Annotated in this window: 12 protein-coding genes; 3 read left to right on the top strand and 9 right to left on the bottom strand. The window is 58.2% G+C overall.

Annotated elements, in window-relative coordinates:
• Nucleotides 1–23: 23 nt before the first annotated feature.
• The 6 genes from ARB25_RS07645 to ARB25_RS07620 all read right to left on the bottom strand — a co-directional run bounded on the left by ARB25_RS07645 (nucleotide 24) and on the right by ARB25_RS07620 (nucleotide 5,790).
• Nucleotides 24–1,781 (bottom strand): DUF2130 domain-containing protein, encoded by a 1,758-nt coding sequence (locus ARB25_RS07645; protein ID WP_055287117.1) that lies wholly within the window; start codon nucleotides 1,779–1,781, stop codon nucleotides 24–26.
• 140 nt (nucleotides 1,782–1,921) lie between these two features.
• Nucleotides 1,922–2,467: a metallophosphoesterase gene (locus tag ARB25_RS07640; RefSeq protein WP_070100762.1), complete on the bottom strand. Its 546-nt coding sequence runs from the start codon at nucleotides 2,465–2,467 to the stop codon at nucleotides 1,922–1,924.
• A 66-nt stretch (nucleotides 2,468–2,533) separates the two neighbouring features.
• Nucleotides 2,534–2,713 carry a hypothetical protein gene (locus ARB25_RS07635; protein ID WP_055287114.1) on the bottom strand — a complete coding sequence of 60 codons (180 nt, stop codon included), beginning with the start codon at nucleotides 2,711–2,713 and terminating at the stop codon, nucleotides 2,534–2,536.
• An 18-nt stretch (nucleotides 2,714–2,731) separates the two neighbouring features.
• The gene (locus ARB25_RS07630) at nucleotides 2,732–3,058 is read right to left on the bottom strand and encodes an HIRAN domain-containing protein (protein ID WP_055287111.1); all 327 of its coding nucleotides are present in this window, start codon (nucleotides 3,056–3,058) and stop codon (nucleotides 2,732–2,734) included.
• A gap of 123 nt (nucleotides 3,059–3,181) precedes the next feature.
• Entirely contained in the window at nucleotides 3,182–4,561 is a 1,380-nt protein-coding gene (locus ARB25_RS07625) for an aldehyde dehydrogenase (protein ID WP_055287109.1), read from the bottom strand.
• Nucleotides 4,562–4,569: 8 nt separating this feature from the next.
• Nucleotides 4,570–5,790, bottom strand: coding sequence for an iron-containing alcohol dehydrogenase (locus ARB25_RS07620; protein ID WP_055287107.1), 1,221 nt, complete (start codon nucleotides 5,788–5,790; stop codon nucleotides 4,570–4,572).
• A gap of 256 nt (nucleotides 5,791–6,046) precedes the next feature.
• Here ARB25_RS07620 and ARB25_RS07615 point away from each other — a divergent pair, with 256 nt between their 5' ends.
• Nucleotides 6,047–6,607, top strand: a complete 561-nt coding sequence (locus ARB25_RS07615; RefSeq protein WP_022094328.1) for a ferritin family protein — start codon at nucleotides 6,047–6,049, stop codon at nucleotides 6,605–6,607.
• Between the two features lie 242 nt (nucleotides 6,608–6,849).
• Here ARB25_RS07615 and ARB25_RS07610 read toward each other — a convergent pair whose 3' ends face one another.
• Together ARB25_RS07610 and pdxR are read right to left on the bottom strand one after the other, a co-directional pair.
• Complete coding sequence (locus tag ARB25_RS07610; protein ID WP_055287105.1) at nucleotides 6,850–7,731, bottom strand: putative endonuclease domain-containing protein; 882 nt, start codon at nucleotides 7,729–7,731, stop codon at nucleotides 6,850–6,852.
• A 538-nt stretch (nucleotides 7,732–8,269) separates the two neighbouring features.
• Nucleotides 8,270–9,709, bottom strand: a complete 1,440-nt coding sequence (gene pdxR, locus ARB25_RS07605; protein WP_055287103.1) for a MocR-like pyridoxine biosynthesis transcription factor PdxR — start codon at nucleotides 9,707–9,709, stop codon at nucleotides 8,270–8,272.
• A 145-nt stretch (nucleotides 9,710–9,854) separates the two neighbouring features.
• On the opposite strand from pdxR, the gene pdxS reads away from it, so the two are divergent.
• Nucleotides 9,855–10,745 carry a pyridoxal 5'-phosphate synthase lyase subunit PdxS gene (pdxS, locus tag ARB25_RS07600; RefSeq protein WP_055287101.1) on the top strand — a complete coding sequence of 297 codons (891 nt, stop codon included), beginning with the start codon at nucleotides 9,855–9,857 and terminating at the stop codon, nucleotides 10,743–10,745.
• A 20-nt stretch (nucleotides 10,746–10,765) separates the two neighbouring features.
• Nucleotides 10,766–11,353, top strand: coding sequence for a pyridoxal 5'-phosphate synthase glutaminase subunit PdxT (gene pdxT / locus ARB25_RS07595; RefSeq protein WP_055287099.1), 588 nt, complete (start codon nucleotides 10,766–10,768; stop codon nucleotides 11,351–11,353).
• Between the two features lie 374 nt (nucleotides 11,354–11,727).
• Here the strand turns inward: pdxT and ARB25_RS07590 are convergent.
• The coding region (locus ARB25_RS07590) for a hypothetical protein (protein ID WP_216595134.1) at nucleotides 11,728–11,993 on the bottom strand (266 nt) is incomplete at its 5' end.

Genomic DNA, 11,993 nt, shown 5'->3' with positions numbered 1-11,993 from the left:
GCTTTTGCGCTATACGCTATGCCTTACTCGGCATCCTCGACCTCATACGAATCCGCCTCGGCCGGCTCATCGTTTGTCTCTGGCGCAGCCCCGCGCGCCTCGTCAAACGCCGCCTTCATGGTCTTGTTGCCCCACGTGAGCTTGCGAATGGTAAGATCGTCGGCCTTCTTGTTGGCTAGGCGCAGATTGTTCTCGGAGGACAGCAACGCCTCCTTGGTTTTCTGCAGATGGCTAATCGTCTTGTCGATCTCATCGATCGCCGTTTGGAACTTGCGGCTCGCGATCTCGTAGTTGCGGCCGAAGTCGTTCTTGAACTTTTCCATCTTGGCTTCGAAGTTCGTGACGTCGATATTCTGCTGTTTGTACTCCGCCAGCTCCTGCTTATAGCGCAGCGAGCCCATGGCGGCGTTGCGAAGAAGTGTAATCATGGGAATAAAGAACTGCGGACGGATCACGTACATCTTCTCGTAGCGATAGCTCACGTCGACTATCCCTGCGTTATAGAGCTCGCTCTCGGGCTCGAGCAGTGTGCAGAGCACCGCGTACTCACAGCCTTTCTGGCGACGATCGTGATCGAGTTTCTTAAAGAAGTCCTCGTTTTTATGCTTGGTCGCAGTCTCGTCGTTCTCGTTTTTCATCTCGAACATAATCGAAATGACCTCGTTGCCGCTCGCGTCGCACTCGCGGAAGATAAAGTCGCCCTTGGTGCCCTCGGACGCATCGTTATCCTTCTCGAAGTACGCGTTGGGAAATGCCGTCATGCGCAGACGGTTAAACTCGGTCTCGCAGTGCTGCTCGAGCGACTCACCCACCATCTTGGTGGACAGTCGGACCTTCATGTCCTTAAGGCGCTCAATCTCTTCGTCCTTGTAACGGATTAGTTCGTCACTCGTGCGCTTTGCCTGCGCAAGCTCGAGCTCGTAGGCCGCCTTAGCCTGCTCCTCGCGAGAGTCGCGCACCGCCAGTTCGCTCGTCAGCTTTGCACGAGCCTCATCGCGCTCTCGCTCCGCCGCGGCGACCGCCTCTGACAGGTTCATTTTTGCCATCAGCTCCTGCTCGCGCAGCTGGGCGCGCAGACCCTCAGCCTCTTGCTCGGACTGAGCCTTTGCGGCGGAAAACTTCTCCTGTACCGTCGCGCGATAGTCAGTAAGCGCGCGCTCGGCCTCGCTGCGAGCGGCATCGAGCTCGCGCTGCGACTCGGCCGCAGCGGCGGCAAGCGCCATCTCCTGGGCCTTATCCGCCGCGGCGAGCCTGGCCTGCAGCTCGGCAATCTGAGCATCACGTGCGGCTAAATCGTTTTGCGCAGCGTTGCGCGCCGCCGACTCGACGAGCTTGGCTTCGTCGTCCTTGCGTCCTAACTGCGCACGCAAAATGTCGATTTCTCGCTGAAGCTCGGCGTTCTCCTTTTGAGCGTCGGCACGGGCTTCAACCGCCGCGCGCTGGCTTGCGCTCTCACGCTCTGCGGCAGCGCCCTCAAGCTTGGCGCGCAGCTCGGCAAGCTCAGCATCGCGCTTGGCAACCTCTTGTGCCAGCTTCTGCTCCGCGGTGTTCTTCTGCTCGACAAGCTGGGCATTGCGCTGAGACTCTGCCTTTTGCAAGGCAGCCGTCGAACGTGAGCGTTCAAGCTCCAGCGCCTGCTCGCCCTCGCGCTGGACTGCCTTCACACGCTCATCCAGGTCGCGCGAAAACTCGGCATCGCGCACTTGCTTGACAATATCCGCATAGCCAGACGCATCGACCTTAAAAACTTCGCCGCAATGCGGGCACTTAATCTCGTTCATAGCAGCTCCTCGATGGACGCAAATTTCGACCGCCTACACTCTACCGCGCCGCACGGACAAAAAAGGCGCCGCTGCCATAATGGCAACGGCGCCAGAGCCACCACAAAGGTGCCTGTCCCCTTTGTGGTTGCTCTGGCGCCCTATAACCCAAAGAAGCTAAGAATCTGATCACGGCTTACGGGCTTGTACTCGTTGGCATCGAGACCGACATCGTAGCGAAAGATAGGGCGCTCGCGATCGCGGTTGCGCACGTTGGTGCGGTCTCCCCTGCTGTGGATATGCCCGTGCAGCATGACGGCGCCACGCGCCTTGCCGTTCCAGCTGAGCATGGGGTAATGGCTCAACACCAGGCGATGGCCCTTGGCATAGCCGGGAGCAATCTCCAGGTAATCGCGCACGTCTTCCCAAATCTGCGGTACGTCGGGATCTTCCCAGTCGCCGTCATGGTTACCACGGATGAGCGTCACGTTCTGACATTCGATACGCTCGCGCAGACGCACCGCCTCCGCCAGGGGCAAACGATAGGTAAAGTCTCCCAAGATATAGAGACGGTCGTCCGCCGCCACGCACTCATTGACGGCATCGATGACCTTGCGGTTCATCTCCTCGACCGAATCAAACGGCCGATCCATATCGTGCAAGATATTCGTATCGCCCAGGTGCAGGTCGGCGGTAAACCACATCATCGTCTGTGTCCTCATTTCGCAACGTGTCCAACTCGTGCTAAGTATACAGACGCAGCGATGCGGCGGTTATCCAAAGAGCCCACCGAACAGACCCCGGCGGCGCTTGTCTTGCTTTTTCGAAGCGTCACCCTGAGTTTTCTTGCCCTGCCGTTTCCTACGATCCTGCTCCAACTCATCGTCATCGAGTAGCAGATCCCACTCAAACGAATCGTCTGTCAGATCGAATAGGTCGTCGTCATCAAACATGGCCGCCTCCCTTGCCGACTAGCGAGCTTCCACCACATAGAGCCCAACGCGCACCTGATGCCACGGGCTGCGCTCGGGGGCAACCTGTTGCACGCGGGCCTCAAATACGTCCTCGTGGCCGTAATACATCATCAAGGACAGCGGACCGACCTCGTTTCCCGGAACGTAGCCAAGTTTGGTCTTGCCATAGTAGATCGCAACCGCCTCAGGGTCATGGGGATTATCGCGCTCGGCACACAGCGTCAGTTTATCGCCCGCTTTAAGATCGCCTAGGACCAAGGCGCCATCGGCATATTGAAATCCTGCGATATGAAACGGCAGAAGAACACGTGAAGGCTCGTACATAGCAGCTCCTCTAACGGCCGGATAAACCGGTGTGTAACCTTATTGAGAAGTCTACGAACTCGCGCGGACACAAATTCGCCCCACCCGCGCCTTTTCGACCGTTTGTCGCTACACCATCTGATTCTAATGCACAAACATGCGCACGAACTTGTGCTTCCAGCTTGCGTAGGGCGCATACCGAAACGGCACGTCCAGCCAAGTTGCCTTGTTCACGATGCTCTTCTTGTGGCTAAACGTATCGAAGCTCTCGCGTCCATGGTACTGCCCCATACCGCTCGCGCCCATGCCGCCAAAGCCCATATGGCTCGTAGCCAAGTGCATGATCGTGTCGTTGACACAGCCGCCGCCAAAGGGCACGTAGCGCACAAAGCGTTGCTGAACCGAACGGTCCTGGCTAAAGATATACAGGGCCAGCGGCGTCGGACGATCCGTAATAAACGTCTCGGCCTCGTCTAGGCTCTCAAACGTCAGCACCGGCAAGATGGGACCGAAGATCTCCTCCTGCATCACGGCGTCATCGGGGGTCACGCCGTCTAGGATCGTCGGCTCAATCTTGAGCGACGACTCGCGCGCCGTGCCTCCCAGCACGACCTTATCGGGATCGATCAGCCCGCGCACGCGCGCAAAATGCTTGGCGTTGACGATATGCCCGTAGTCCTCGTTATCGAGCGGATGCTCGCCAAACATACGGCGGGCCTCTTCCCTGATGAGGTCCAGCAGCTCGTCGTGCACGCGCGCATCGACCAGCAGGTAGTCGGGCGCCACGCAGGTCTGCCCCACGTTGAGCCATTTACCAAAGGCGATACGCCGCGCCGCAACCTTCAAGTTTGCCGTCGCATCCACGATGCAGGGGCTCTTTCCGCCCAGCTCAAGCGTCACGGGCGTAAGGTTTTTACTTGCGCGCTCCATGACGAGTTTGCCGACCGGAACGCTACCGGTAAAGAAGATCTTGTCCCAGCACTCATCGAGCAGCGCTTCGTTCTCGGCGCGCCCGCCCTCGACAACCGTCACCAGGCGCGGATCAAATGCCTCTTCACAGATTTGCCTGAGCACCGCGCTCGATGCCGGAGCATAGGCGCTCGGCTTGATGACCACGGTATTGCCCGCGGCAAGGGCGCCAGCGAGCGGCTCGAGCGTCAGCAAAAACGGATAGTTCCAGGGCGCCATGATGAGCGTGACGCCATAGGGCACGGTTTGCGTTTTGCACACGCTCACGGCGTTAGCGAGGTCGCACGGACGCAGGCGCGGACGACTCCATCGAACCACGTGAGCGATCTGATGTCGAATCTCGGAAAGCGATGTGCCAATCTCGCACATATAGGCCTCGTCATGCGACTTTCCCAAATCGGTCTTGAGCGCATGAGCGATATCGGCCTCGTGGGCCCGCACCGCATCGCGTAAACTCGCGAGCGCGCGACGTCGAGCATCAACATCAAACGTAGCGTGCGTCTTAAAGTAGGCGCGCTGATCGCCGACGATGCGCGCAATTTCCTCGGTGTTCATGGGCCCTCCTAATTCTCGCTCTCAAACATACCACCTGCAACGACTTCGTACATATGCTCGAGCTCCAAGCAGTCCATTAGAAGCGGAACGGGGTACAGGGGATTGGCCTCGGCATCGGCATGCGCCGCCATCTCGGAAATGTCGGAGCGGCGAATGCCCGTCACATATTTGGGTATGCCCAAGGCGGCGTTCATGCGGTCGACCCAATCGATAAAGGCCTCGGCCGCAAGACTGTCCTGCGCGGTAGCCGGCGCAATGCCCGCCATGCGAGCAAGATCGGCAAGCTTGGGGGCGGCAGCGTCACCATAAGCGCGAAGCATGTGCGGCAGGATGATCGCGTTGGCCAAACCGTGCGGAATTCCGTATCGGCCGCCCAGACTGTGCGCGATGGCATGCACATATCCGACATAGGAGCGGGTAAACGCAACGCCCGCCTTATACGCCGCCGAAAGCATATTGCGACGAGCGCGCATGTCGTCACCATGCTCATAGGCCTCGAGCAAATTGTCGTGGATGAGCTGCACCGCCTGTCGTGCCATCTTGCGCGTATAGGGCGTGGTGCTTCGCCCGATAAAGGCCTCGACGGCATGCGTCAGGGCATCCATACCCGTCTGCCCCGTAATGGAGGCGGGCAGACCGCGCGTAAACTCGGGGTCGTGCACCGCAAAGCGCGGAATAAGCACAAAGTCGTTAATGGGGTACTTGTAGTGCGTCTCGTCATCGGTAATTACCGCCGCAAGTGTGACCTCGCTTCCCGTGCCTGCCGTGGTGGGGACGGCGATGAGCAGCGGCAGGCGACGATGAATCCGCAGCAGGCCGCGCATCTTGTTGATGGGCTTGTTTGGCTGCGCAATGCGTGCGCCTACGCCCTTGGCGCAGTCCATGGCTGATCCTCCGCCAAAGCCGATAATGGCCTGGCAGGCGCTCTCTCGATACAGGGACGCCGCCTCCTCCACATTCGAGACCGTGGGATTCGCACGCGTTTCGGCATAGACCGTAACGCCAATCCCCTGAGCCGTAAGCGCACGCTCGAGTGATGCCGTGAGTCCCAAACGTGCAATGCCGGGATCCGTCACGATAAGGACCTTCTGGATCGAGCGCTTTTGAAGCACCGCGGGCACATCCTCGGCATGCTCTAAAATGTGCGGCTCGGTATAGGGCAGGATCGGCAATGCAATGCGAAAAACCGTCTGATATGTTCGGCACCAGGCACGACGGGCTAGATGCATAAAGGAAACTCCCTCATTTGTTGATTGGTCAACATTTGCTCGACCGATTGTACTCAGCGACGGTCAAAGACGGCCTGCCAATCGTTAATCAATCAACATCTTCATATCTCAAAATTGTTTTATTAAAAATCATTCCTAATAGGCTTCACATTTGGTTGCATTTATGGATAATAGAACTCGTCAAGACGCACGTCCGGAGAGGGCCCTTACGGGACCGGACGAGCGCACAATCGCCATCGATCGAAAGGATCGAATCATGAAGTTTGTTTGCCCCGTTTGCGGTTATGTGGAAGAGTTCGACGGCGACCAGCTGCCCGAGGACTTCAAGTGCCCCCAGTGCGGCGTTCCCGGTTCTCGCTTCCTGAAGCAGGAGGAGGGTCAGCTCGAGTGGGCTGCCGAGCACGTCGTGGGCGTCGCCAAGATGGAGGGCGTCTCCGAGGACATCGTTGCCGACCTGCGCGCCAACTTTGAGGGCGAGTGCTCCGAGGTCGGTATGTACCTGGCCATGGCGCGCGTCGCTCATCGCGAGGGCTATCCCGAGATCGGCCTGTACTGGGAGAAGGCTGCCCACGAGGAGGCCGAGCACGCTGCCAAGTTCGCTGAGCTCCTGGGCGAGGTCGTGACCGACTCCACCAAGAAGAACCTCGAGATGCGCGTTGAGGCCGAGAACGGTGCCACCGCCGGCAAGACCGATCTTGCCAAGCGTGCCAAGGCCGCTGGCCTTGATGCCATCCACGACACCGTGCACGAGATGGCTCGCGACGAGGCCCGCCACGGCAAGGCTTTCGCCGGCCTGCTCAAGCGCTACTTTGGCTAAGCCAAACGCCTGAGACATAACCTCTAGCTCAATGAGGCCCGGACCGTATTGGTTCGGGCCTTTTTCGTGCCTCACAAACTTGTTAACTACCTGAAATAGGACCGCCTTCGACATAGGTTTCTCGTCAAAAACTAAGTGAGTAGACTTTTTGGAACTTGCCGAGCACGCCATCCATATTGCTTTATAAAGCCGCAGGTAAATGACTTGTTTCAAAACGGCCTGGTCGCCAAAGTGCTAAAAGCCTACTCACTTAGAACCGCAGCCGTCCACGATCGAGCCATTTTGTGTCTAGCGGGCATCTTTCCGTCGATTACTCCCAATTTTGTCCAGTCAACGAATAGTTCAGACCGGAGTAATGCCTCAGCCCTTTGCTCATCTGAGCTTTTATCACGATATTCAGCATCGAGCATCCTGCATACGGCCTTAACGATCGCGCGGAATCTATCCTCATCCGATATCTGTCTGTGTGTCAGGAGAAGCACATCGTAGCCCATGGCCTGAAGGGCCGTCATGCGGTCAGCGTCACGCAAGCCATCCCCTGCGCGTCCGTGCGAGGCCTTTCCCTGACATTCAATGGCCACCTGTCGCCTACCGTCCGGTGAAGAAAGAAGTAGGTCGATATATACACGGGACTTTCCCACAATCGCTCGAGCACTTGTGCCTAGCATCACTTCAACATTAAGCTCTATGTCGCAAAAACCTTCGCCTCCCAGGGATCGCGGCAGTGCAAGTAGCAAATACGCCTCGACCTCAAAAGGCGACGCGGCACCCAATGGAACGAATTGCGATACCGCCATAAATCTATTGCCGTAACGCATCCCGCAAACATCTGAACAAAAACGGTCAAGGTCTCTGCCCAAAACCAAAGCGTCTCGACGCCATAAATTTGAAGCGGTGCCGTCCTCGGACGGGCAGCGCACCCAACCCAACGTCGTCGAAATCGCGCCCGAATCAATTGCACGCGTAAGCTCCGCCTCAAGTGCCGCCGGCAGAGCACACACCGCAAACAGGCCGCACATCTCCGCCAACACAAAAAGAAGCTGAAGATCCGTCAGATGCCGCGACATGATGAATGCCGTCAGTAGAGGAGACGTAATCAAAAATCCATGCTCCGTTTCCAGCACGGATTCCCTGGGGGGCTCACCAAGGAACAGCCGCTGCCTAATGCTGGTAGGACAAGTCCGTTTGTTTCTCGTCTGAACCAATGTATACAACGGAAAACCGAGCGCGACCGCAGCCGTCGGGTTGCGGGCGAGATCATATCGCTGCCGGTCTTCTTCCGGTCGTGGAAGCGGCGGACACAGAGCGCGGACCTGAGGGGGCAAACGCCAGTACCTAAAAGCCGATATGTCACAAAGTAGATCTTTCATAGGCACAGGAAAACACGAATTTCAACCCAGTCAGTCACGCATTGGCGCGAACGCGCCAAAAATGGTGCCGAACGGACTGCCAAGTTTTCAACAGCCCTCCCCAACTGGCCAAAAGCTTGCCGAGAGCTGGACGAAGTTCTGTTGAAAACCCCATTTTTTTCTCATGCAGAAGCTTTGCGCGACAAGTGAGTAGACTTTTTTGAACATCCCGAGCAGCCCGGTCATCCTGCTTTTCAAAACCGCAGGTAGATAGCTTGTTACAAAACTGCCTGGTCGCCAAAGTTCCAAAAGCCTACTCACTTAGGTTGCAGAGTGCTCCCATTAGCTGCGATTCCAAGGTATTTAGCGCTTTTGGACTCAAATCGTCATACTGAACAAGAATTTGACTTGAGTTTTCAGGGACAGATGCGCCATCGGCACACCAATAACAGTCACTGATATCGACAAAAGGGATACTCGAGCGCGTGAGGGCCCGCACAAAAGAGCTTCCGCCCGCTCCACGCTCCGCAACCACGATACAGTAAAGGCCCGCGTCTGCATGCTCGATCGAGACCTCTCCTGCCGGAAATACCTTCCGCACAAGCGCCATCAGGCCATCACGCGCCTCGCGAGCACGAACGCGCACGCGGTTCACATGTCGCTCGTAATCACCCGATTCCAGCAAACGCGCCAAAGCGACCTGATCAACAGAGCTCACCGACGAGGCGTAGAAACCAAGGTTGCGCCTAAACCGCTCCATTAACTCATCGGGCAACACCATGTACGCCAAACGCAACGCCGATGAAAGGCTCTTCGAAAACGTGTTGGTGTAGATAACCGACTGGGCGGCATCGATCGACGCGAGCGCGGGAATCGGCTTCCCGGCAAGGCGAAACTCACAATCAAAGTCATCTTCGATGAGATACCGACCTGGTCGCTCGGCGGCCCAGCTCAGAAGCGCATAGCGACGCGCAATGCTCGTCACAAGGCCGGTCGGATACTGATGGGACGGCATCAGGTGAAGGACATCGGTCCCGCTTTTCTGCAGAGTGCTCAAGTCCACGCCCTCGTCATCCAACGGGATATGTCGAACTTTGCAGCCCATAGCCTGATAGATACGCGTCAGACGCAAATAGCCCGGGTCCTCAACGGCATACACCTTGTCGGCTCCAAGCAACTGAACCAACATGGTATCGAGCAGCTGGGCGCCTGCACCGATAACAATGTTGTTGGGGTCGACATTCATGCCCCTTGTCCCACGCAGATGGTGAGCAATTGCGCGTCGCAGCCGAGCGGTGCCCTGCGCCGGTGCGGGCGAAAAGATTTCGCGCTCATCTTCGGATGCCAGCGTCGCCCGTAGTGCGCTTTGCCAAAGCCGCGCCGCCTCCAAAGCGGAAGGAGAAAGTGCATCGAACAGCTCGACCTGTCCGTTGACATCATGCGCGCTGAGGCCCACAGAGACGGTATCTCGGTCGATGCCCTGCGAAGCCAAAGGCAAAACCGGTGCATCCGGAAGCTTGCAAGCGTAGTAGCCACGACGCGGCATTGAGCAAATATAGCCCTCGGCAAGTAACTGGCTATATGCATTCTCGATGGTAATGACACTGATTCCCAGATGACTGGCAAAGGCGCGCTTAGACGGAAGATGCTCCCCCGCCACAATACGTCCAGCAACAATATCATCTCGAATTTGCTGGTAAACATACTCATAAAGCGATGCTTCGCCGCGTTTTTCCAAATTGTAGTCAAGCATGAGTTTGCCACCTGACCTTATCGAGCTGTTCAATCTGGTATTAGGCTGACATTATTATTATCTCGAAAACTGAGTATTTTGCCATACCCAGCTCCCCGATAGGATGTTCCGTCAAGCAATGCACATGCCAACCAAGGGAGCAACCATGGCAGAACAGACCAGCAAGGCCGATCGCGTCAAACTCAATCGCGAACTCGCGCAGATGCTCAAGGGCGGCGTCATCATGGACGTCACCACGCCCGAGCAGGCACGCATCGCCGAGGAGGCAGGCGCCTGCGCCGTCATGGCACTCGAGCGCATCCCGGCCGACATCCGCGCCGCAGGCGGCGTCTCGCGCATGAGCGACCCCAAGATGATCAAGGGCATCCAAGAGGCCGTCTCCATCCCCGTCATGGCCAAGTGCCGCATCGGTCACATTGTCGAGGCGCAGGTCCTGCAGGCCATCGAGATCGATTACATCGACGAGTCCGAGGTTCTCTCCCCCGCCGATGACGTCTATCACATCGACAAGACCCAGTTTGACGTGCCGTTTGTCTGCGGCGCCCGCGATCTGGGCGAGGCGTTGCGCCGTGTTGCCGAGGGCGCCACTATGATTCGCACCAAGGGTGAGCCGGGTACGGGCGACGTCGTTCAGGCCGTGCGTCACATGCGCAAGATCCAAAAGCAGATCCGCGACGTTGTTGCCCTGCGCGACGACGAGCTCTTTGAGGCAGCCAAGCAACTGCAGGTTCCGGTCGAGCTGGTACGCGAGGTCCATGCCACGGGCAAGCTTCCCGTCGTGAACTTTGCCGCCGGCGGCGTAGCGACCCCGGCCGATGCCGCGCTGATGATGCAGCTGGGTGCCGAGGGCGTCTTTGTCGGCTCGGGCATCTTTAAGAGCGGCGACCCCGCCAAGCGCGCCGCTGCCATCGTCAAGGCCGTGGCAAACTTCACCGATGCCAGGCTCATCGCCGAGCTTTCGGAGGACCTGGGCGAGGCCATGGTGGGCATTAACGCCGACGAAATCGAGATTATCATGGAAGAGCGCGGGCGCTAGTCCAGCAGAAAGGATCGCACATGAGCGATTATGCAGACCAAACGGTTGCCGTGCTGGCGGTCCAAGGCGCTTTTGCCGAGCACGAGGCAAGACTATTCGAGCTTGGCGCACACTGTATTGAGCTGAGGCAGGCGGCTGATTTGAAGCAGGACTTTGACCGTCTGGTACTTCCCGGCGGCGAGTCTACCGTTCAAGGGAAGCTGCTTGATGAGCTGGGCATGCTCGAGGAGCTTCGTGCCCGTATCGCTGAAGGTATGCCCGTCCTGGGCACCTGCGCCGGCCTGATTCTACTGGCTCACGACCTTGCCGCCCATGACGATAAGGGCACGCCGCGTCTGGAAACCATGGATGTACTTGTCGAGCGCAATGCCTACGGCAGGCAGCTCGGCAGCTTTCGAACCAAGGGGCAAATAGCCGGCATTGACGGTGAAGTGCCGCTGACGTTTATCCGCGCGCCCCGCATCGTCGAGGTCCACGGCGACGCCAAGGCCTTAGCGAAAGTCGACGGTCGTATTGTCGCCGCCCGTCAGGGCAACCAGCTCGGCGTAACCTTCCACCCCGAACTCGACGACGACGTCCGCCTCCACGAGCTCTTCCTCCAAATGTAGGCAGAGTAGAAACGAGCGTGGATTTTCGGACACGCAACAAATGAGAGTGGATAATCTCCCACTTTGAGCTTGAATGCAGGCTCAAACCGGGAGATCATTCACTCTTGTTCTATGTAGTCGTTTAAGAACGTCCCCAATGACTACAAGGAGTGTCCCAAGCTGCCGGCAGAAAAGGAACGTCCCTAACTGCCGCATCCGGAGCAAGACAACGCCGCAGGCAGAGGACGGACAGCGAGCGGGTCGCATTTGAGGCAAGGTGACGTGAAACGAAAGGGCGCTGACCTTCTGGTCGCGCCCTTGAAGTTGAACGTCAGATTGTCCAAATGCGGCCCGCGCAGCGTCGGCCCGTTACGGCGTTTGGTAAAACGCCGTAACTAAAAACGGTTGCCGCGGAAGCCGCCGCCGTTGCGGCCGCCACGATCGCCACCGCGACCGCCGCGGTCGTTACCACGGTTGCCGCCAAAGCCGCCACGGTTGCCACCGCGATCGCCATAGCCACCACGGCTGCCGCCAAAGCCGCCGCGACCGCCACGGTCGCCGCCACGGTCACCAAAGCCGCCACGGCCGCCACGGTCGCCGCCGCGACCGCCGCGGTCGCCACCACGGCCACCACGATCGCCAAAGCCGCCGCGACCGCCAC

It is taken from the genome of Collinsella aerofaciens (assembly GCF_001405375.1).
Classification (GTDB): Bacteria; Actinomycetota; Coriobacteriia; order Coriobacteriales; family Coriobacteriaceae; genus Collinsella; species Collinsella aerofaciens_F.
Note: the sequence above shows the minus strand (reverse complement) of the source record. Positions and strands in the feature narration are given on the sequence as shown.

Bases quoted from the DNA above. Each gene is read 5' to 3' on its own strand.
- ARB25_RS07645 (WP_055287117.1), bottom strand. From the start codon at position 1,781: ATGAACGAGATTAAGTGCCCGCATTGCGGCGAAGTTTTTAAGGTCGAT.
- ARB25_RS07640 (WP_070100762.1), bottom strand. From the start codon at position 2,467: ATGATGTGGTTTACCGCCGACCTGCACCTGGGCGATACGAATATCTTG.
- ARB25_RS07635 (WP_055287114.1), bottom strand. From the start codon at position 2,713: ATGTTTGATGACGACGACCTATTCGATCTGACAGACGATTCGTTTGAG.
- ARB25_RS07630 (WP_055287111.1), bottom strand. From the start codon at position 3,058: ATGTACGAGCCTTCACGTGTTCTTCTGCCGTTTCATATCGCAGGATTT.
- ARB25_RS07625 (WP_055287109.1), bottom strand. From the start codon at position 4,561: ATGAACACCGAGGAAATTGCGCGCATCGTCGGCGATCAGCGCGCCTAC.
- ARB25_RS07620 (WP_055287107.1), bottom strand. From the start codon at position 5,790: ATGCATCTAGCCCGTCGTGCCTGGTGCCGAACATATCAGACGGTTTTT.
- ARB25_RS07615 (WP_022094328.1), top strand. From the start codon at position 6,047: ATGAAGTTTGTTTGCCCCGTTTGCGGTTATGTGGAAGAGTTCGACGGC.
- pdxR (WP_055287103.1), bottom strand. From the start codon at position 9,709: ATGCTTGACTACAATTTGGAAAAACGCGGCGAAGCATCGCTTTATGAG.
- pdxS (WP_055287101.1), top strand. From the start codon at position 9,855: ATGGCAGAACAGACCAGCAAGGCCGATCGCGTCAAACTCAATCGCGAA.
- pdxT (WP_055287099.1), top strand. From the start codon at position 10,766: ATGAGCGATTATGCAGACCAAACGGTTGCCGTGCTGGCGGTCCAAGGC.